Annotated in this window: 19 protein-coding genes; 6 read left to right on the forward strand and 13 right to left on the reverse strand. The window is 66.6% G+C overall.

Translation table 11 applies throughout. From position 1 onward, the window contains the following. The first annotated feature begins 39 nt into the window (after positions 1–39). On the forward strand, positions 40–483 hold the full coding sequence (locus AB5S17_RS11195; RefSeq protein ID WP_369239276.1) for a response regulator: 444 nt from the start codon (positions 40–42) through the stop codon (positions 481–483). Between the two features lie 279 nt (positions 484–762). Here AB5S17_RS11195 and AB5S17_RS11200 read toward each other — a convergent pair whose 3' ends face one another. From AB5S17_RS11200 to argH, 3 genes are all read right to left on the reverse strand, one after another. Next, positions 763–3,390: a TIGR02302 family protein gene (locus AB5S17_RS11200; protein WP_369239278.1), complete on the reverse strand. Its 2,628-nt coding sequence runs from the start codon at positions 3,388–3,390 to the stop codon at positions 763–765. A gap of 200 nt (positions 3,391–3,590) precedes the next feature. Beyond that, positions 3,591–4,859, reverse strand: coding sequence for a diaminopimelate decarboxylase (gene lysA / locus AB5S17_RS11205; RefSeq protein WP_369239280.1), 1,269 nt, complete (start codon positions 4,857–4,859; stop codon positions 3,591–3,593). A 418-nt stretch (positions 4,860–5,277) separates the two neighbouring features. Next, positions 5,278–6,693 (reverse strand): argininosuccinate lyase, encoded by a 1,416-nt coding sequence (gene argH, locus AB5S17_RS11210; RefSeq protein ID WP_369239282.1) that lies wholly within the window; start codon positions 6,691–6,693, stop codon positions 5,278–5,280. Between the two features lie 45 nt (positions 6,694–6,738). Here argH and AB5S17_RS11215 point away from each other — a divergent pair, with 45 nt between their 5' ends. Next, positions 6,739–7,413, forward strand: a complete 675-nt coding sequence (locus AB5S17_RS11215) for a TlpA disulfide reductase family protein (protein ID WP_369239284.1) — start codon at positions 6,739–6,741, stop codon at positions 7,411–7,413. A gap of 49 nt (positions 7,414–7,462) precedes the next feature. Here AB5S17_RS11215 and AB5S17_RS11220 read toward each other — a convergent pair whose 3' ends face one another. Then, positions 7,463–7,918 carry a MarR family winged helix-turn-helix transcriptional regulator gene (locus AB5S17_RS11220; protein ID WP_369239286.1) on the reverse strand — a complete coding sequence of 152 codons (456 nt, stop codon included), beginning with the start codon at positions 7,916–7,918 and terminating at the stop codon, positions 7,463–7,465. 191 nt (positions 7,919–8,109) lie between these two features. On the opposite strand from AB5S17_RS11220, the gene AB5S17_RS11225 reads away from it, so the two are divergent. The 3 genes from AB5S17_RS11225 (at position 8,110) to AB5S17_RS11235 (ending at position 9,089) form a co-directional block, all read left to right on the forward strand. Continuing rightward, a complete protein-coding gene (locus tag AB5S17_RS11225; protein WP_369239288.1) occupies positions 8,110–8,535 on the forward strand; it encodes an organic hydroperoxide resistance protein in 426 nt (141 codons plus the stop codon). A 120-nt stretch (positions 8,536–8,655) separates the two neighbouring features. After that, on the forward strand, positions 8,656–8,940 hold the full coding sequence (locus AB5S17_RS11230) for an AbrB/MazE/SpoVT family DNA-binding domain-containing protein (protein ID WP_369239290.1): 285 nt from the start codon (positions 8,656–8,658) through the stop codon (positions 8,938–8,940). Beyond that, the gene (locus AB5S17_RS11235; protein WP_369239292.1) at positions 8,937–9,089 is read left to right on the forward strand and encodes a hypothetical protein; all 153 of its coding nucleotides are present in this window, start codon (positions 8,937–8,939) and stop codon (positions 9,087–9,089) included. Before AB5S17_RS11230 ends, AB5S17_RS11235 begins: the two co-directional genes overlap by 4 nt. 9 nt (positions 9,090–9,098) lie before the next feature. Here AB5S17_RS11235 and AB5S17_RS11240 read toward each other — a convergent pair whose 3' ends face one another. The 8 genes from AB5S17_RS11240 to AB5S17_RS11275 all read right to left on the reverse strand — a co-directional run bounded on the left by AB5S17_RS11240 (position 9,099) and on the right by AB5S17_RS11275 (position 16,309). Continuing rightward, positions 9,099–9,980: a 3-hydroxybutyryl-CoA dehydrogenase gene (locus AB5S17_RS11240; RefSeq protein WP_369239294.1), complete on the reverse strand. Its 882-nt coding sequence runs from the start codon at positions 9,978–9,980 to the stop codon at positions 9,099–9,101. Positions 9,981–10,053: 73 nt separating this feature from the next. Then, a complete protein-coding gene (locus AB5S17_RS11245; protein ID WP_369239296.1) occupies positions 10,054–10,983 on the reverse strand; it encodes an electron transfer flavoprotein subunit alpha/FixB family protein in 930 nt (309 codons plus the stop codon). A gap of 22 nt (positions 10,984–11,005) precedes the next feature. Further along, positions 11,006–11,755: an electron transfer flavoprotein subunit beta/FixA family protein gene (locus AB5S17_RS11250; protein WP_369239298.1), complete on the reverse strand. Its 750-nt coding sequence runs from the start codon at positions 11,753–11,755 to the stop codon at positions 11,006–11,008. Between the two features lie 176 nt (positions 11,756–11,931). Further along, positions 11,932–12,504, reverse strand: a complete 573-nt coding sequence (locus AB5S17_RS11255) for a cob(I)yrinic acid a,c-diamide adenosyltransferase (RefSeq protein ID WP_369239300.1) — start codon at positions 12,502–12,504, stop codon at positions 11,932–11,934. A gap of 342 nt (positions 12,505–12,846) precedes the next feature. After that, positions 12,847–13,038, reverse strand: a complete 192-nt coding sequence (locus AB5S17_RS11260; protein WP_369239302.1) for a twin transmembrane helix small protein — start codon at positions 13,036–13,038, stop codon at positions 12,847–12,849. Between the two features lie 205 nt (positions 13,039–13,243). Further along, positions 13,244–14,329: a hypothetical protein gene (locus AB5S17_RS11265; RefSeq protein ID WP_369239304.1), complete on the reverse strand. Its 1,086-nt coding sequence runs from the start codon at positions 14,327–14,329 to the stop codon at positions 13,244–13,246. Between the two features lie 454 nt (positions 14,330–14,783). Next, complete coding sequence (locus tag AB5S17_RS11270) at positions 14,784–15,302, reverse strand: hypothetical protein (protein WP_369239306.1); 519 nt, start codon at positions 15,300–15,302, stop codon at positions 14,784–14,786. 113 nt (positions 15,303–15,415) lie between these two features. Beyond that, a complete protein-coding gene (locus tag AB5S17_RS11275) occupies positions 15,416–16,309 on the reverse strand; it encodes a DMT family transporter (protein ID WP_369239308.1) in 894 nt (297 codons plus the stop codon). 278 nt (positions 16,310–16,587) lie between these two features. Here AB5S17_RS11275 and AB5S17_RS11280 point away from each other — a divergent pair, with 278 nt between their 5' ends. Then, complete coding sequence (locus tag AB5S17_RS11280) at positions 16,588–17,565, forward strand: AEC family transporter (RefSeq protein WP_369239310.1); 978 nt, start codon at positions 16,588–16,590, stop codon at positions 17,563–17,565. Here the strand turns inward: AB5S17_RS11280 and gluQRS are convergent. After that, the gene (gene gluQRS / locus AB5S17_RS11285; protein ID WP_369239312.1) at positions 17,528–18,499 is read right to left on the reverse strand and encodes a tRNA glutamyl-Q(34) synthetase GluQRS; all 972 of its coding nucleotides are present in this window, start codon (positions 18,497–18,499) and stop codon (positions 17,528–17,530) included. The genes AB5S17_RS11280 and gluQRS overlap by 38 nt on opposite strands. Between the last annotated feature and the right edge of the window lie 592 nt (positions 18,500–19,091).

Here is a 19,091-nt window from a genome sequence, read left to right on the forward strand (position 1 = left end):
ACGGCTTGCACGCACTCTCATGTTCACAGGAGGCTCGGCGTGGCGAAGATCTTGATCGCCGAAGATGATCTCGGCGTGCGCCGGCTCGTCGCACGGGCTCTGGGCCTCGAAGGCCACGACATCGTCACCGCCGAGGATGGCGAACTCGCGCTCGATCGCCTGATCGAGGAGGACGGCGCGTTCGACCTGCTGCTCTCCGACATCCGCATGCCCGCCATGACCGGCATCGAACTCGCGCACGAGGCCGCGGCCAAATGGCCCGATCTGCCGATCCTGCTGATGACCGGCTATGCCGAGCAGAAGGAGGCGGCGGAGGACCTCGCCGCCATCGTCGTCGGCGTGGTCGACAAGCCGTTCTCGCTCGCCGAGATTCGCCGCGAAGTCGGCCGCGTGCTCGCCGCGACTGCCGAACGCGAGGACGCGGACGAGAGCGACGAAGACTTCGACGACCGGGTCGACCTGCGCGCCCGCCGCTGCGCCTGAGACGACGACGGCCCGACGCGGATCGCCTCGGCAGACGCATGCGGTTCGTCATTTCGGCCCTGAGCCGGAATCCAATCCAGCTCCACTCGATCGCCGTCTGCCGGCCTTAACCGTCGCGGCCAGCCGATACGCGCCCGACGCCGGTGGACCGCGCGGGCGTCACTCGAGACCGATGGAACGCTGAGGCATGGCTCCCGGCTCAAGGCCGGGACGACGACCTTCTCGGACGGACGACGACGCCTTTCCGCCCCGCGTCCACGACAGCGTCCTCCTGACGCCTCACGGCGTCTTCAGCAGCCGCTCCAGATACTGGCGCTCCAGCTGCGGCGACAGCTGATCGCCGAGCCGGTTGCGGATCTCGTCGAGGATGCGGCGGGCCCGCTGCGTGTCGATCTCGTCCGGCACCTTCACGTCCTGGCCGAAATCCGGCCCCTGCGTCTGCATCTGCCGCCCCAGCGGATCGCGGCCCGACGGGTTCGGCTGGCCCGGGAAGCCCTGGCCCATCTGGCCGGGCTGGCCCTGCCCCTGCTGCATCGCCTGTTGCATCTGCTGCATCATGTCCTTGGCGCCGCTGCGCAGCGCCTCCAGCGCCTTGCCCTGCTGGCCCACGGCCTCGCCGTCATTGCCCTTCCCGAGCGCACCCTTGGCATCGCCCATCGCCTGGTCGGCCTCGCCGAAGCCCTTGGACGGCTGCATGCCCATTCCCTGCAGCTGCTGCTGCAGCGCCTGCAGGTCCTTCTGCAGCTGGCCCTGCTGCTGTTGCATCTGCTGCAGCATCTTCTGCATCTGCTCGGCGGTCATCGGCTGCCCGGGCTGCTGGCCTGGCTGCTGCTGACCCTGCTGGCCCTCCTGCCCCTGCTGCTGCGCGCGCTGGCGGCCGAGATCATAGGTCTGGTCGCGCAGCTGCTGCTGCTTCTGCAGCAGCTCTCCGAGCTTGTTCATCTGCTGCTGCATGGCGTTCGGCTGGCCCTGCTGTGGCCGGCCCGGGCGCATCGCCTGGAGGTTGTCCATCATCTGCTGGAGCTGCGACAGGAGCTGCTGGGCCGCTTCCTTCGATCCGGACTTCGCCAGATTCTCGATCTGGTTCATCATCTTCTCCAGGTCCTGCTGCCGGATCTCCTGGGCATTGCCCATCTGCATCTGGTCCTGGCTCATCGGCGGCTGGTTCTTCATCTGCTGGGCGAGTTCCTGCAGATAATCGTTCATCGCCTGGCGCAGGTCCTTCATCAGGCGGTCGATCTCCTCGTTCGACGCCCCGTTCTGCAGCGCCTGCGAGAGCTTCTCGCGCGCATCGCGCAGCCGCTTCTCGGCGAGCGACAGATTACCGTCCTCGATGCCGAGGGCGATCTCCCACATGAAGTCGACGGCCGACTTCAGCGCCGCGTCGTCATGCGCGGTGGCGATGCGCGTGCGGACCGCCTTCAGGGCGATGTAGTCGCCCGGATTCTTGATGAACTCGTCGCCGCGCAGCGTGATCGCGTCGAGCATGTCGACGACCCGCGGCGCGGCATTGGCGTTCAGCGCCAGCATGCGCCGCTGCTCGACGACCGCCCGCGCCAGCGGATTGGTGAAGCGGCGCTCCGGCAGCGTGATATGCTTGGTCGCAGAGCGTCCGGCCTGGCCGGCATCGTCCTCGGCGACGAGCGTCAGCCCGACCTTCGCGCCGGCATAGGGGCTCTCGGTGAGGTCCGCGCTGGTTCTGGCCTCCGCCGTGCCGCGAGTGCGCCGCGGCAGCGCCAGGCGCACCTCCGGCGGCGGGAACAGCGGCCGGGCGCCAGGCGCGACGGTCTTGTCCTCGACCGCGATCTCGGCCCGTCCCTTGGCGACCCCGTAATCGTCCGTCACCGTGTAGGCGAGCTCCAGGGCGCCGTTGCGCGCCTCCTTCGGCTCGCCCTTGAAGGCAATCTTCGGATCGGTGTCGGGGGTGACCGCAAAGGACCATTGGCCAAGGGTCTGGAACGCCGTCGTCAGAGCCGCCGCGCCGCTTTCCCGCAGCGTATAGGCATATTCGCGCGGGCCGTTCGCGGAGGCGGCCGGCTTCGACGCCGCGCTCTTTTCAGCCTGGCTTGCGCCGCCCGCGGTGCCCGGCCCGCCGCTCGCCGCCGCGGCCTTTTGCGCCGCCGCTTCGTCCTTCGAGGCGACGTTGACCGCTTCGGCGCCCTTGCGCTTCGGCGTGAAGGCGAGCCCGGCGCCTGAGCCGTCGGAAATGCGGACCGAGAGGACGCTTCCCTGCGGCACGGCTACCGTGCCGGACTGCTGCGCATCGGTGAGGAAGATCGGGGCGCGGCCGGTATAGGTCGGCGGTGTCACCCAGGCATCGATCCGTCGGCTGGCAGCCGGTGCCGAATCATCCGGCGCAAAGGCGTCGCCGAGGCGGCCGCCGCCGGCCCCGAACGAGAAGGCGAAGGCGGTCACCAGCAGCAGCGCGATCAGCGCCCGCATGCCGAGCGGGTCGAGCCGCTCTGTCTGCGTGTTGGGCGAGCCTCCGGACAGGTGCCGCAGCCGCTCGGCCATCCGCCGCTGATGCTCGCGCCACAGCGCCAGCGCAAAGGGATCCTCGCCTGTCGCTTGCTCGCCCTGCACGCGCAGCGGCTGGTGCTGCAGCCGGCTGACGAGTTCGATCCGACGGTCGACCTCGGCGCGGCGCGGCACCCGGATTCGGCGGTTCGCCCACAGCACGGCGAGCGCGAGCAGGCCAAGGACGCCGAGCACCAGCATGCGCGCGAGGTACGGCATCGCAGCGAACAGGCCGAACCAGGACAGGATCAGGAAGATGGCTGCGAGGCAGGCGAGCCCCAGCACCAGCGGCCAGACCCGCTCGACGAAGAGCGACAGCCAGGAGGCCCGGCGCGTCCACGCGACCCGGCCGTGCGCCATCCACTCTCTCGACCGGTCGATGTCGCTCATTCCCGTCCACTTTCCGCCGGAGTTCAGGCGCCCATGCCGGGCAGCCTGAATTTTCCGAAGCTTAACAGCTTTTACGGCGAAGAGGAGGCAGGTGACGGGAGTTTGAAGACACCGGCACGGAGCCGCGGCGGTGCGTCATCGCTGCCCGCATCCGCCAGCCGCGACCGGCGCTCGCTCCGGCCCCGTACCCGGCGGCAGACTCACCCCTCCAGCCAGGGCGGCAGGTGGTCGAGGCTGATCAACTCGTCGATCGTCTGGCGCGGGCGGACCGGATAATAGGCGTCGCCCTTGACCAGCACCTCGGCGATGAGCGGCCGGGTGTTGTAGGTTCCGGCCTGCACCGCGCCATAGGCGCCGGCGGACGAGACGAAGACGAGATCGCCGGCCTTCACCGCCGGCAGCGCGCGGTCCTTGGCGAGGAAATCGCCGCTCTCGCAGACCGGCCCGACCACGTCGGCGACGATCGTTCCCGTCGCCTCGCCCTCGACGACGGGAGCGATGTCGTGCCAGGCGTCGTAGAGGGTCGGACGGACGAGATCGTTCATCGCGGCGTCGACGATGACGAAGGTCTTCGTCTCCGTCTCCTTCACATAGACGACCCTGGCAACGAGAATGCCGGCGTTCGCCGCGATCAGCCGGCCGGGCTCGAACACCACGCGGCAATCCAGGTCCCGCACGTGCCGTTTGACGATCTCGGCATAGGCCGGCGGCTCGGGCGGCAGGTCGGCGTCGCGGCGATAGGGCACGCCGAGGCCGCCGCCGAGGTCGATGTGGCTGATCGTGTGGCCGGCTTCCCGCAGCCGCCGCACCAGTCCCGCCAGCCGCTCGAAGGCCTCGTCGAACGGCTTCAGCTCGACGATCTGGCTGCCGATATGCATGTCGATGCCGCAGACCGCGATGCCCGGCAGCGCGCGGGCGCGATCGTAGACGGCCCCGGCGCGGTCGAAGGCGATGCCGAACTTGTCGGATTTCTTGCCGGTGGAGATCTTGGCGTGGGTGCGTGCGTCGACGTCCGGATTGATCCGGAAGGAGACGTGCGCCGTGGTGCCGCAAGCGACGGCCCGGGCCGAAATCGTCTCCAGCTCCGGCTCCGATTCGACGTTGAAGCAGAAGATCTTCGAGGCGAGCGCGAGGTCGATCTCCGCGACCGTCTTGCCGACGCCTGAGAACATGATCCTGTCGGCGGGAATGCCGGCACGCAGCGCCCGGATGAGTTCGCCGCCCGAGACGACGTCCGCGCCCGCACCGAGCCGCTCCAGCGTCGCCAGCACCGCCTGGTTGGAGTTCGCCTTCATGGCGTAGCAGACGAGCGCGTCGATATCGGCGAACGCCTTGGCGAAGACCTCGTAGTGCCGCGTCAGCGTGGCGGTGGAATAGCAGTAGAACGGCGTCCCGATCTCGCGGGCGATCGTCTCGACCGACACGTCCTCGGCGTGGAGCGCGCCGTTCCTCATCTCGAAATGGTTCATCGCATCGGCCGGGTTCGGCGGCCGCATCCGACGCGGCCCGCAGGGGAATTAGTTTAGCAGCGGATCGAGGATGAAGCCGCCGCCCGCACCCTCGTTGCACCTCAGCGGCACCGATCGGCCTGCCGTCGTCGATGGCAAGGCTCCGCTGAGCGGGCCTTGCCACCCGGGCGTCGGCGATCGCCTGACAGCGGCTATCGCCGCCGGTGTGGCCGGACACGGTCGATTCGACGAGACGGTCGGCGCCTTGCCCGTCGTCGGCGGGACCGGGGGGTTCTTCACTCCACAGCCCGCCAGCACCAGCGCCGCCGCTGCGAGCGCCAAAGCCGCCGTTCCTCTCGATATCATCGCCATCCTGCCGCCCCCAGCCTCAGCCGCCCCGCGTCACCCCGAACGGTGATAGCGGTTCTGCCGGACAAAATCATCCTCTGCCCGAACCGCTTTCGCGGGCGAGCCGGTCTCTCCAGTATCCGACCTGCCGGCGCACGTTCTCCGGAGCGGTGCCGCCGAAGCTCTTGCGGCTCGCGACCGAGGCGTCGACGCCGAGAACACCATAGACGGCGTCGGTGATGCGGGGCTCCAGCGAGCGCAGCGTTTCGAGCGGCAGGTCCTCGAGGCCGACGCCACGCTCCTCCGCCAGCGCGACGGCGCGGCCGGTGACGTGATGCGCCTCGCGGAACGGCATGCCGAGTTCGCGCACCAGGAAGTCGGCGAGGTCCGTCGCGGTGGAGTAGCCGTGGCCGGCCGCCTTGCGCATCGCGTCGACGTTCGGCGTCAGGTCGCGCACCATGCCGGTCGCCGCGGCGAGTGCCAGGAACAGCGAATCGATCGCGTCGAAGACCTGTTCCTTGTCCTCCTGCATGTCCTTCGAATAGGTCAGCGGCAGGCCCTTCATCACCGTCAGCAGCGAGATCAGCGCGCCGTTGATGCGGCCCGGTTTGGCGCGCACCAGTTCGGCCGCGTCCGGGTTGCGCTTCTGCGGCATGATCGAGGAGCCGGTGGAAAAGGCGTCCGACAGCCGGACGAAGCCGAACTGCGGCGTCGACCAGATGACGATTTCCTCGGCGAGCCGCGACAGATGCGTCGCGCAGATCGCGGCGACCGAGAGGAACTCCAGCGCGAAGTCGCGGTCGGAGACCGAATCCAGCGAATTGCGCGTCGGCTCGCGAAAGCCGAGCGCCTGCGCCGTCATGTGACGGTCGATCGGGAAGCCGGTGCCGGCGAGCGCGGCGGCGCCGAGCGGCGATTCGTCGAGCCGCTCCAGCGCGTCGCGGCACCGCAACAGGTCGCGCGCCGCCATCTCGACATAGGCGAGGCAGTGGTGGCCGAAGGTGACGGGCTGGGCGACCTGCAGATGGGTGAAGCCCGGCATCACGGTGTCGGCATGCGCCTCGGCCTTGTCGACGAGCGCCGTCATGAAGTCGACGAGGGCGCCGTCCAGCGCCTGAAGCGCCTTCTTCACGTGCAGGCGGAAGTCGAGGGCGACCTGGTCGTTGCGAGAGCGGGCGGTGTGCAGCCGACCGGCGGCGGGGCCGACCAGCTCGGCAAGCCGCGCCTCGATATTCATGTGGATGTCCTCGCGCTGGCGCGAGAAGGCGAAGCGCCCTTCGGCGATCTCGGCGCGGACCGTCTCCAGCCCGTCCTGTAACGTCCGTGCGTCCTCGGCCGAAATGATGCCTTGTTCGGCCAGCATGGCCGCATGGGCTTTCGATCCGTCGATATCCTCGGCATAAAGCCGCTTGTCGAAGTCGATCGAGGCGTTGATCTCCTCCATGACCGCGGCGGGCCCGGAGGCGAAACGGCCGCCCCACATCTCGTTGGACGTCTTCTGGCTCATGGAATGGGACTCGTCGTGGAGGCTAGCGAAAGGACGGATGACGACATGACCACGCAGGATCCGAAGTTCCCGGGCGGGCGGCGGCTGGCACTGGTCGCCGCGCTCGCTCTCGTCTGCGGGTTGGCTGCGGGCGGTGCCGTCCTATACGTCAGGCAAAGCGGGTCTGGCAACGAAGGCGCGACAGCCTGCGCCGGCGATGCCAGGCTCGCGGACGCGATCGCCGCGAAAGCCACCGGCGAGGTCGCCGCAGTGCAGCCGCTGGAGACGCCGTTCAGCGTCCGCCAGATCGCCTTCACCGACAAGCACGGCGGAAAGCGCACCCTCGCCGACTTCTCCGGGAAGACGCTGCTGGTCAACATGTGGGCGACCTGGTGCGTGCCGTGCCGGGAGGAGATGCCGGCGCTCGACGCCCTGGAAAAGAAGCAGGGCGGCGCGGACTTCGCGGTCGTCCCGATCAACGTCGACCTCGGCGACAACGACAAGCCGCAGCGCTTCTACGCGCAGGAAAAGCTCACCGCCCTGCCGCTCTACCGCGACTCCACGATGGGCGTCTTCAACGACATGAAGAGCCAGGGCGTCGCCTTCGGCCTGCCGGTGTCGCTGCTGGTCGATCCCAAGGGCTGCGCCCGGGCCTCGATCAACGGGCCGGCCGAATGGGCAAGCCCGGACGCGCTCCGGCTGATCCAGGCGATGACGGCGCAGGACAAGGCCGGCGCCTGACCCGCGGCGGCGTCGGCGAGTGTCCCTCGCCGCGAGACCCGTCGCCGCCTTACTCGCCTGGCCTGTCCGCCGCCACAGCGGCCACTGCGTCGCGCAGGGCGCGGACTTCGCGGTTGAGCGCCTGCAGCCGCTCGAGATCCATGCCGGAGGCGGCGACCAGCCGCTCGCCGAGCCGGCGCGTGACCTGGCGCATCGCCCGTCCGGCCTCCGTCAGAGTCACCGTCACCTGCCGCTCGTCCTCGCGCTTGCGCCGGCGTTCGAGGAGACCCGCGACCTCCAGCCGCTTCACCAGCGGCGTCACGGTGCTGGACTCCAGCGACAGCCGCGCCGCGATCGCGCCGATCGTCAGCCCGTCCTCCTCCCACAGCGCGCTGAGGACGAGATATTGCGGATAGGTGATCCCGGCCTCGTCCAGCACCGGCTTGTAGAGCCGGCCCACCGCCATGGACGCGCCATAGAGCGCGAAGCAGAGATGCTGGTCGAGCGGCAGCGTGGTGTCGGTCATGGTCTCTCTCCGCGCTCCCCTGGTGACGATGCGGGCGGCAAGGCGTCTGCCCGGTCGACATAGGCGCCTCCGGCCGGGAACGGGAGGCAGCCGGTCATATATCACGATAACGTTTATGGACGCGCGCGCGGTCGAACGTTAGCTGATAATTATCGCGATAATTATTATCGCATACGAAGAAGGAGACCATCATGTCCGTGAACGTCATCTACAAGACCAGGGCTACCGCCACCGGGGGCCGCGACGGCAGCGCCAGGTCCGAGGACGGCTCGGTCGACGTCAGGCTTGTCGTGCCGAAGGAGATGGGCGGCCCGGGCGGGGACGGCGCCAATCCGGAGAAGCTGTTCGCCGCCGGCTATTCCGCCTGCTTCCTCGGCGCGATGAAGGCCGTCTCCGGGAAGGTCGGGGTCAAGGTGCCCGCCGACGCGACCGTCGCCGCCGAGATCGGCTTCGGTTCGCGCTCGGAAGGCGGCTACGGCATCACCGCCCACCTCACCGCGACCCTGCCGGGCGTCGACCGCGAGGCCGGGGAAAAGCTCCTTGCCGCCGCGCACGAGGTCTGCCCGTACTCCAACGCCACGCGCGGCAATGTCGACGTCGGGCTGACGCTCGCCTGAGACGACGGCGGGACACGATACAGCAAGCGCGGCACCCGCTCGGTGCCGCGCTTGTCCGTCCGGCCTGTTGCGGCACCGGCGCTTCGGTCCTACTTTCGGCCGACATCCGGAGATTGCACCATGTCGACGACGCTGACGATCACCGAGACGGGCGGGGTGACGCTCGGAGAAGACCTGCTCGACCATCTCGGCGTGAAGCCGGGCGAGCAAGTGGCCGCAGAGCGCGATGCCGCCGGCCGGGTCACGCTTCACGCGGTGGAAACGCCCAAGAAGCCCGCAGACCCGCCGCGAACACGCGGGATCGAGGACACGTTCGCGATGCTGAACCATCTCGCGCACGGTCCCGCCCCGACGATCGAGGAATTGAACGAGATCATCGCGGACGCCTGGGCCGGCAAGCGGTGAAGCTCATCGCCGGCACCAACGTCCTGATTAGCGTCATCGTCAATGATCAGCCGGAACAGGCGCGTCTGGCGAAAGACACGGTTCGAAAGGCCGCGCAGCTCGTCGCGGCGCAAGGTTTCGGCGTTCTCGTCCTGGATGCTCCGGCCTGATCCCCGGCCCTACCGCGTCGGCACCGGTGTCTCGCCGCGATAGTCGTAGAAGCCGCGGCCGGCCTTGCGGCCGAGCCAGCCGGCCTCGACATATTTCACCAGCAGCGGGCACGGGCGATACTTGGAATCAGCCAGCCCGTCGTGCAGCACCTGCATGATCGACAGGCAGGTGTCGAGGCCGATGAAATCGGCGAGCTGCAGCGGGCCCATCGGATGGTTCGCGCCGAGCTTCATCGCCGTGTCGATCGATTCGACCGAGCCGACGCCCTCGTAGAGCGTGTAGATCGCCTCGTTGATCATCGGCAGGAGGATGCGGTTGACGATGAAGGCCGGGAAGTCCTCCGACACCGTCACCGTCTTGTCGAGCTTCGTCACGAAGGTCCGCGCCGCCTCGAACGTCTCGTCGCCGGTGGCGATGCCGCGCACCAGTTCGACCAGCTTCATGACCGGCACCGGGTTCATGAAGTGGATGCCCATGAAGCGCTCGGGCCGGTCGGTCGCCGCGGCGAGCCTTGTGATCGAGATCGACGAGGTGTTGGTCGCGAGGATCGTCTTCTCGTCCAAGAGCGGGCAGATCTCGCGGTAGATCTTGCGCTTGACCGTCTCGTCCTCGGTCGCCGCCTCGATCACGAGGTCGAGCCCTGAAAAGGCGGCGGGATCGCTGACGGCGGTGATCCGCGACAGCGCCTCGGCCTTCTCGGCCTCGGAGATCTTCTGCGAGGCGATCTGGCGGTCCATGTTGGCGCCGATCTTGGCGAGCCCCGCCTCGGCCCGCTCCTGCGTCACGTCGTAGAGGGTGACGGCAAAGCCGGCGAGCGCGGCGACATGCGCGATGCCGCCGCCCATCTGCCCCGCCCCGACGATCCCGACCGTCCTGATCTCGCCGTCCATGTCGCCTCTCCTCCCGTTCTGTTGCGGCGCAGCGTAGTCCGCGCCGCCGACGCCGTCAAAGCGGCCGCCGCCCTCAGAGCTTCTGCGTCAGCTCCGGCAGGATCTGGAAGAGATCGCCGACGAGGCCGTAGTCGGCGACCTGGAAAATCGGCGCCTCCTCGTCCTTGTTGATCGCGACGATCACCTTGGAGTCCTTCATGCCGGCGAGATGCTGGATCGCGCCGGAGATGCCGGCGGCGATGTAGAGCTCGGGCGCGACCACCTTGCCGGTCTGGCCGACCTGCCAGTCGTTGGGGGCATAGCCGGCGTCGACGGCCGCGCGCGATGCGCCGACCGCGGCGCCGAGCTTGTCGGCGAGCGGCAGGATCACCTCCTCGAACTTCTCCTTCGAGCCGAGCGCGCGCCCGCCGGACAGGATGATCTTGGCGGCGGTGAGTTCCGGACGCTCCGAATGGGCCAGCTTCTCCTCGACGAAGGTCGAGAGGCCGGGATCGCCGGCGGCCTCGACCGCCTCCACCTGGGCCGAGCCGCCCTCGCCCGCCGCCTGGAAGGCCGAGGTGCGCACGGTGATCACCTTCTTGGCGTCATGCGACTTCACCGTCTGGACGGCGTTGCCGGCATAGATCGGCCGCTCGAACGTGTCGGCGCCCTTCACGGCGATGACGTCGGAGACCTGCATGACGTCGAGGAGCGCGGCGATGCGCGGGGCGACGTTCTTGCCGCTGGTCGTCGCCGGTGCGACGATCGCGTCGTAGTCGCCCGCGAGCTTCACGACGAGGTCGGCGAGCGGCTCGGCGAGGCCGTGCGCATAGGGCCCGGCGTCGGCATGCAGCACCTTGGCGACGCCCGAAAGCTTCGCCGCGGCCTCCGCGACGGCGGAGGCGCCGGAGCCGGCGACGAGGATGTGGACGTCGGCGCCGAGGGCGCTCGCGGCGGTGAGCGCCTTGGCGGTTTCGCCGGAGAGCGCCGCGTTGTCGTGTTCGGCGATGAGCAGCGTGGTCATGGTTGGTTCTCCTTCGCCAGAATCAGAGCAGGCCGGCTTCGTTCTTCAGCTTGTCGATCAGTTCGTCGACCGAGGCGACCTTGACGCCGCCCTCGCGCTTCTTCGGCTCGGCGGTGCCGAGCACCTCCAGCCGCGGCGCGATGTCGACGCCCATCTCCTCCGGCGTCTTCTCGGCGATCGGCTTCTTCTTCGCCTTCATGATGTTCGGCAGCGAGGCGTAGCGCGGCTCGTTGAGGCGAAGATCGGTGGTCACGATCGCCGGCAGCTTCAGGTCGATGGTCTGCAGCCCGCCATCGACCTCGCGCGTCACCTTGGCGCGGCCATCCGACAACGCGATCTCGTTGGCGAAGGTGCCCTGCGCCCAGCCGAGCAGTGCGGCGAGCATCTGGCCGGTCTGGTTGCAGTCGTCGTCGATCGCCTGCTTGCCGAGGATGACGAGGTCCGGCTTCTCCTCCTCCACGACGCCCTTCAGGAGCTTGGCGACGGCGAGCGGCTCGGTCGGCTGGTCGGTCTTCACCAGCACGCCGCGGTCGGCACCCATGGCGAGCGCAGTGCGGATCGTCTCCTGGCTCTGCTGCGGGCCGACCGAGACGGCGACGATCTCGCTCGCGGTGCCCGCCTCCTTGAGCCGGATCGCCGCCTCGACGGCGATCTCGTCGAACGGGTTCATGCTCATCTTGACGTTGGCGAGGTCGACGCCGGAGCCGTCGGCCTTCACCCGGATCTTCACATTGTAGTCGACGACCCGCTTGACTGCGACGAGGACCTTCATCGGCGATCGAACTCCCTGGCTGGCCTCCCCAGAGGCCCTGAACTGTCGTGACGCCGTTTTGGCGCGGTCACGGCGCGAAAGCAAATCGTCCGTGCGCCGCCCGGCCTCGATCCGGGACCGCCGACGTCAGGCCGCGCCCGTCGGCCGATCGGCCGCTCTGCCCGGCACACGAGCCCTCAACGGCTGCCGCCCGGCACCCAGAGGACGTCGGCGCGGCCGTCGTCGTTGGCGATGCGGGCGGCGACGAAGAAGTGGTCGGACAGGCGGTTGACGTATTGCAGCGCCGCCGGCGCCACCGTCTCGCCGGCCTTCGCCGCCAGCGCCACCATCAGCCGCTCGGCGCGGCGCGCGACCGTGCGGGCGTGGTGCAGATGCGTCGCCGCGGGCGAGCCGGCCGGCAGGACGAAGGAGCGCAGAGGCTCCAGCCGCTCGTTCATCGCGTCGATCTCTTCCTCCAGCCGCGCGACCTGGGCGGCGACGACCTTCAGCGGCTCGTAGCCGAGCGGCTCGCCGGTCTCGGGCGTCGCGAGTTCGGCACCGAGGTCGAAGAGCTCGTTCTGGATGCGCGCGAGCATTTCGTCGAGGTCGCCGCCGGCATGCAGCCGCACGAGGCCGAGGACGGCGTTCAGCTCGTCCACCGTGCCGATCGCCTCGAGCCTCAGATCCGCCTTGGAGCGCCGCGGGCCGGCGGCGAGGCCCGTCTCGCCGGCATCGCCGGTGCGGGTGTAGATCTTGTTCAGCCTGACCATGGTGCCTCCGCTGTCGGCGGGAGACATAGGCGGGAGCGCGGCGCGGGGCAAAGGGTGCGGAGTGGGCCCCGTCCTTCCGTCGCACGCCCGTGGTCGAGTTCATCATCGAGACAGGGCGAGACCGCCGCAGCTTCCTTCTTCTCCCCCATGGGGAGAAGTGCCGGCAGGCGATGAGGGCTGTGACGCAGGCTGCAATGGGAAAGTGCCGATCGGCGCGACGTCTCGCCCCTCCCGACAATCCCCCTCATCCGCCCTCCGGGCACCTTCTCCCCACGGGGGAGAAGAAACCAGCGCTCTTCGGCCGCCCGATGCGCGTCCGAAGCCGTGCCTTCGACCAGGCCCCTAATGCTTCGCCAGCAGCAGCACCCCGACGATGAGGATGACCGCCAGCCCCTGCAGCATGACGCGGGCGCGCATCAGCTTCTGCGAGGTGTTGCCGGACCCGCCGCGCATCATGTTGACGAGCCCGGCGACGAGCACGCAGGCAGTCACGATCATCACGGCGAGGGCGAGAAAGGTCAGAAATCCGGACATGCCGCGCTTTCGAAGGGTTCAGGAGGTCGGCTGGTAGATATACCGTTTTACGGATTTGGGCCTAGCTCAATTGCCCCTTTTGCCGCGGCTAAGGAAGCTCATAGATTACGAATATCGGAGCGATCACAGCGACTTCGGGTTAATGATGCGGCGACGTTAATTCTCACTCCTCCGCATCAGCTTGACGAATCCGCAGACCTTCACATCAGGATGCGCCGGCCGACATTGGCATGTTCATTAACCCTGGAACCTTCTGCAACTGCGTCCTCAGCCAAGAATAGCTGTTTTGGAAATTCTCAAAATCTTTTTCAGTAACCGGCTTGGTGTGGGCTTCGAACCTCCGAGCTATGTTGATAGTGTCGATGTTCATCTCGAACCTGTCGGGCTTTATGCCAAAGTAGGCAGAAAAGTTATCCCAGTTTCTGACGAAAATTGGCTTCAAATCGCTTAGGTACAATTCGTTGACGGCCTCCTTGGGAGGCCTTCCAACGAAAAGCTGCACCTTTTGGCCGTTATTTGGTAAAGCGCTACAAATAGCACTCGCTACTTTTAGGTCATCGAATGCGAAGCGATAATTTAGAACTATCATCAATAACTTCCGCAAAGCGTACTCGATCTTCGTTCTACTTTCAAAAAGCGCAGAAAGATCCGCGATATCGGGCTCATCTGGTAAACATTCCAATGGAAGATCACCACGCGTAAAAGGAGAGATTGATCCTTTGTATTCTTCTCCCGATTTTACGAGAAAGGATCGAAGCTCTTTAATAGCGAACGCCGCATTGTCCGCCTCCAACAATCCATACCGGGCGAACCTCGAGGCCTTTTCGGGTTCAGATGCAAGGAAGTCTTGAACAAATGACACATCACCATCTGCCAACAAGCAGAGTAGTTCATATTCATCAGGATACCACCAAACCAGAGATAGGAGAATGTCCTTGATCGGTTGCGTCAGTCGTATAGCGATCCTGTCTTTGAGTGAAGAGAAATTATCCTTTGAGATCTTTACTTTTCTATCGACCGGCATTTCACCTAAAGAACGCAGCACCTCACTACAAGCCAAGCGAATCAGGTACGGGTGCCCACCGTATTCAGCGCTCAGGAGGTCAAAACAATCCTCATCAAGGGTAGCACCCGAATATTTCGCAATTGATCTAACCATATCGCGTACGCTGGCACGCGTCAGCGGATCAAGATAAAATGGAACTGCTAGCTGGAATATCGGGTTAGGTATTTGATCAAAGTGAGATTGCTCGACGCTTGATGGATTCACGCCGGCCACACAGAAAGTCAAGAAGCCCTTCGTCTCCTGTGAGGCCGATCTGATTGTCTGCCAGAGAGGCAGATGATCCTTATCCCCAATGTTGCCCGAGATGGTTTGCGACGCCTGGAGTTATGAATTCTACCTCGTCTAAGAGAAGAACAATCTGCTCACATTGACAGTGATCTTTGATCCACTTCACTGTACGAATGAACGAGTTTGCTGCATCGGACATGTTAAAGGAGAGCTCCTCCGGATCTGGACTACCAAGCTTCGGAGCGGATTCAATCAGACGACGCGCCAACTCCTCAAGCACCGCCCACCAGCGACTGCCGTATATTCCGGGACTTTGGCAGTCGACATATTCTGCGATAGCACCCTTCTCCAAGAGTCTACGTTGAACAGCAAACAGCACAGAAGTCTTCCCAGTTTTTCTGAGACCAAATAGGCCAGATTGCTCCTTTCTAATCAGAGATCTCTGCGTCAATTATTGAACAATTCCATCTCGACCGTAAAAATACTTGTCATGCTTTATAGGTGAAGACATCCCAAATAGATCAAAACGTCCTACAATCGCCGCCATTCTCAATCTTATAAGGAAGTTCTGTCCACCTCTACTTTTTAACTCACCCGAAGAAAATGGCACTATAACCCAATCTTTGCTTTGCAAAGATAGGTGCTCGATAGACTCTCTGTCTCCTTCATAGATAACTATCGCGACGACATTCTCCACCCTATGTCGAAACTCGGGAGCACGAGAGATATTCTCTAGCGCAGTCAGCAACCGGGCGTCTGCGCGAGAATGCGGCGAATATACTGCGATGACTTCTCGCTGAAGACCGAATCGCTCCGCGACAAAGGGCTTCGGCTGGCAAAGCCAGAACGCTTGTCCGAATTGATGCGCGCCGTAAGTCACGTCGAAAGCTTCATCGAGTGCAGCGGCTAGAACCTCTTGCTCGGGCTTTCTGCGAAAGAAAGCCTGCAGCGCATTTTCTCTAATTGCCATACCTTCCCTCCGATGGTCGTTTTTCGTATCGCAGCCTTTGACTGCCTATCAAGATGCTGGCAATCACGGGTGGCATCAACGCCGCTCTTACGAAATTCGGCTCCGCCGCCCCCTCACACGCTCCTTGCCACCCGCCGCCGCCCCGGCAGCCCCCGCGTCGCGGCGGCGACGCCGACGCCCGCGAGCACCAGGCCAGCGAGTTGCACCGGCGTCAGCGTTTCCCCGAACAGCGCCCAGGCCATGACCGCGGTGACGCCGGGGACGAGGTACATCAGCGAGGCGACGGAGGAGACGGCGCCTTCGCGGATGAGGGTCAGCATCAGGAAGATCGCGCCGATCGACAGGACGAAGACCAGCCAGAGAAGCGCGAAGACGAGTTCGCCGGTCCACCGGACCTGCATCGTCTCGGTTCCGAAGGCGAGGAGCAGCGTCGGGATCAGCGCGCCGAGATATTGCAGCGCCGTCCCGGCGCGAAGGTCGACGCCGCCGACGAAGCGCTTCTGCCAGACCGTGCCGGCCGAGATGCCGAGCGCCGAGAGGAAGACCGGCGCCAGCGTCTGGAAGCCGTAGGCGCCGGGGCCGCCGAGCTTCGGCAGGATGACGAGGGCGACGCCGAGGAGCCCGAGCGCGAGGCCGAGGACGTGGCGCGGCTTCACCGTCTCGCCGAGGAAGAGGCTCGCGAGGATCGTCGTCACGATCGGCTGCAGGCCGACGATCAGCGCCGCGATGCCGGCGTTGAGGCCGTGGCGCACGGCATAGAACACGCCGCCGAGATAGACGCCGTGGATCAGGCTGCCGGCGATCATCGCGTGCAGCGCCGGACCGGGCTTCGGGAACGGCGCGCGCACCGCCAGCACCACGGCGAGGAGCACCGCCATCGCCAGTCCGTAGCGCATCGAGAGGAAGGTGAACGGCTCGGCATAGGGCATGGCGTAGCGCGCGCCGATGAAGCCGGTCGACCAGAGCAGCACGAAGACGGCGGGAAAGGCGGGCAGGAACCGGTTCACGAGGCAGCCTTCGGGACATCGGGGCGCGAGCGCGGGACGCGGCGCCGGCTGGCAGGACGGGCCCGCCATAGCAGCGCCGGCCGCCGCCGCAAAGGCGCGCAAGGCCACAGCCTTCGCGAAGACGGCCGTCCGCATCCGGTCCCGGCGGGAGAGCGGCCCGCATCGGCAGTCTGCGACAGGGCGGCGCCGCATCCTCGCGCCGCCTGCAGCCGCATTCCGCGTTTGCGAAGCGGCCCGTCGCGGTCTATCGCGAAGGGAACGTCCCGGCCGGTTCCTTCATGCACACCATCCTCAACGTCGTCGTCCCGCTCTTCAGCCTCATGGCGCTCGGCTATCTCAGCGTGCGCGTCGGGCTCCTGTCGGATGCGGTGGGGGATGGCCTCGCCCGCTTCGTCTTCGTCGTCGCCGTGCCGGTGCTCCTGTTCCGCACCCTGGCCAACGTCTCCTTCGGCAACGCCAACCCGCTCTATCTCTGGGCGAGCTATTTCATTCCCGTTGCGATCGTCTGGACGATCGGCACGCTGGTGGTGCGCCGGCTGACCGGCGCCAACCATCGCACCGGCGTCATCGCCGGCGTCTCCTCGGGCTTTGCCAACACCGCCTTCCTCGCTCTGCCGGTGCTGCAGCGAGCCTATGGCGATCCGGGGCTCGAGCCGCTGCTCCTGATCATCTCGATCCACCTGCCGGTGATGATGATCGCCTCGACGCTGCTGATCGAGCGGGCGGCGGCGCTGGACATGAAGGAAAGCGGCGAAGGCGATCCAGATATGCCGCCGGCGCCGCCCTCGCTCAGGGAGACCGCGCGGCGCGTCATCAAGAACCTTCTCACCAACGCCATCGTCGTCGGCATCCTCTGCGGCCTGCTCTGGCGGCTGACCGGCGTGCCGCTGGAGGGCCATCTCGACGAGATCGCCAAGCTCCTCGGCGGCACGGCCGGGCCGCTGGCACTGTTCGCGCTCGGCATGTCGCTGCCGCGCTACGGGCTCAAGGGCGACATCCTCCCCGCGGCGGTGGTCTCGCTCCTGTCGCTGGTCGTCATGCCGGCGCTGGTCTGGGTCTCGACGACGCGCCTGCACCTGCCGCCGCAGTGGATCCGCAGCGCGGTGATCACCGCCGCCGCGCCGCTCGGCGTCAACGCCTATCTCCTCGCGGTCTATTTCAAGGCCGGCGAGAAGCTGGCGGCGACGGCGACGCTGATGTCGACGGTCGCGGCCGTCGTCACGATGAGCGTCTGGCTGACCATCCTCCAGGGCTGAGCGCCGCTGCGGGGTCGTCACCCGCCGTAGGGCAGGCAGGAAGATCCTGGGCCGACAGCCCGACCATCCGGGCGACGTCCTCCGCCGTCAGCCCGGCCGCGCGCAGCGATTTCAGCGAGGTGTCGCGGGCACTCTTCGACAGCTTGCGGCCGTCGGCGCCGAGGATCAGGTCGTGATGGTGGTAGCGCGGCGCGGGCAGGCCGAGCAGCGCCTGCAGCAGCCGATGGACGCTGGTCGCATAGAACAGATCGCGGCCGCGCACGACGTCGGTGACGCCCTGCAGCGCGTCGTCGACGACGACGGCGAGATGGTAGCTCGTCGGGATGTCCTGGCGCCCCAGCACCACGTCGCCCCATTCCAGCGGGCGTGCGACGATCTCGCCGCTGTCGCCCGTCGGCGAGGCGCCGGTCTCGTGCCAGACGAGCGCCGGGGCGCATTCGATCGCCCGCTCCATGTCGAGCCGCCAGGCGAAGCGCTCGCCCTCGCTCATCCGCCTCTCGCGCTCCTTGGTCGAGGCGTTGCGGTCGAGGCCGGGATAGAGCGGCGCGCCGTCGGGGTCGTGCGGCCACGGCCGCCCCTCCTCCTCCTCGAAACGCTGCGCGAAGGCCTTCACCTCGCCCCGCGTCATGAAGGCGGGGTAGACGAGGTCCTCGCCCGCCAGCGCCTCCAGCGCCGCGGCATAGTCGGCGAAATGTTCCGACTGCCGGCGCGGCGGCTCGTCCCAGATGATCCCGAGAAAGGCGAGGTCGTCGAGGATCTGCCGCTCATAGGCAATGGTGCAGCGGGCGCGGTCGATGTCCTCCAGGCGCAGGAGGAAGCGGGCGTCGCAGGCGCGCGCCATCGCATGGTTGAGAAGCGCCGAATGGGCATGGCCGAGATGCAGCTCGCCGTTCGGGCTCGGCGCGAAACGAAAGACGGGGGCTGGCGGCGTCATGGCGGCGCTCCTTGCAACGGGGATGCCGGAGGTGTGGATCGCGCGAGCGCGCATCAACCGGCGGCGGACACGGCCGAGATCCGGCGAAGGCGCCAGCTAGCGCCCAACCATGGAGATTTGTGGCCGAGCGGGCGCCGATCGCCCTGCGCCCGGCGCAAAGAGGCCAGCCATGCATGAATAGCAGTCCGGGACGCGCGGGGTCGGCCGAATGGCGCTCCGAACAAGGCTGAGGTTCGGCAGAGGCTCGCGCAGAAAGCGCAGCTGGGCAGCGTTGGAGCGGGCGACAGACCCCCTGATATCTCGACGAGTGAAAATCGTGTGCTTTTCAACGGTCGGCGGCAGCGGGTCCAGGATTCGGCGACAGGCATTTGCGCCAACAGCCGGCGCGTCCTCGCCCCGTTCAAGCGGATGATGCCAATATTTGTCCTGCTCCCGGCCATCCGCGGGGCGCGTGGACAGATCGGGCTCGGCCCGACACGGCCGATCAGCCGCCGACACCGAAGACGTCAAGCGATCGATGTAAAAATGGGTTGCCTTGGTGATCCCGACTGGATTCGAACCCGTGACCCTCAGATTAGGGAGAAAAGGCCGA

Source organism: Jiella sp. M17.18 (genome assembly GCF_041027365.1).
GTDB lineage: Bacteria > Pseudomonadota > Alphaproteobacteria > Rhizobiales > Rhizobiaceae > VKMB-3413.

Bases quoted from the DNA above. Each gene is read 5' to 3' on its own strand.
- AB5S17_RS11200 (WP_369239278.1), bottom strand. From the start codon at position 3,390: ATGAGCGACATCGACCGGTCGAGAGAGTGGATGGCGCACGGCCGGGTC.
- lysA (WP_369239280.1), bottom strand. From the start codon at position 4,859: ATGAACCATTTCGAGATGAGGAACGGCGCGCTCCACGCCGAGGACGTG.
- argH (WP_369239282.1), bottom strand. From the start codon at position 6,693: ATGAGCCAGAAGACGTCCAACGAGATGTGGGGCGGCCGTTTCGCCTCC.
- AB5S17_RS11215 (WP_369239284.1), top strand. From the start codon at position 6,739: ATGACCACGCAGGATCCGAAGTTCCCGGGCGGGCGGCGGCTGGCACTG.
- AB5S17_RS11220 (WP_369239286.1), bottom strand. From the start codon at position 7,918: ATGACCGACACCACGCTGCCGCTCGACCAGCATCTCTGCTTCGCGCTC.
- AB5S17_RS11225 (WP_369239288.1), top strand. From the start codon at position 8,110: ATGTCCGTGAACGTCATCTACAAGACCAGGGCTACCGCCACCGGGGGC.
- AB5S17_RS11230 (WP_369239290.1), top strand. From the start codon at position 8,656: ATGTCGACGACGCTGACGATCACCGAGACGGGCGGGGTGACGCTCGGA.
- AB5S17_RS11240 (WP_369239294.1), bottom strand. From the start codon at position 9,980: ATGGACGGCGAGATCAGGACGGTCGGGATCGTCGGGGCGGGGCAGATG.
- AB5S17_RS11245 (WP_369239296.1), bottom strand. From the start codon at position 10,983: ATGACCACGCTGCTCATCGCCGAACACGACAACGCGGCGCTCTCCGGC.
- AB5S17_RS11250 (WP_369239298.1), bottom strand. From the start codon at position 11,755: ATGAAGGTCCTCGTCGCAGTCAAGCGGGTCGTCGACTACAATGTGAAG.
- AB5S17_RS11255 (WP_369239300.1), bottom strand. From the start codon at position 12,504: ATGGTCAGGCTGAACAAGATCTACACCCGCACCGGCGATGCCGGCGAG.
- AB5S17_RS11260 (WP_369239302.1), bottom strand. From the start codon at position 13,038: ATGTCCGGATTTCTGACCTTTCTCGCCCTCGCCGTGATGATCGTGACT.
- AB5S17_RS11270 (WP_369239306.1), bottom strand. From the start codon at position 15,302: ATGGCAATTAGAGAAAATGCGCTGCAGGCTTTCTTTCGCAGAAAGCCC.
- AB5S17_RS11280 (WP_369239310.1), top strand. From the start codon at position 16,588: ATGCACACCATCCTCAACGTCGTCGTCCCGCTCTTCAGCCTCATGGCG.
- gluQRS (WP_369239312.1), bottom strand. From the start codon at position 18,499: ATGACGCCGCCAGCCCCCGTCTTTCGTTTCGCGCCGAGCCCGAACGGC.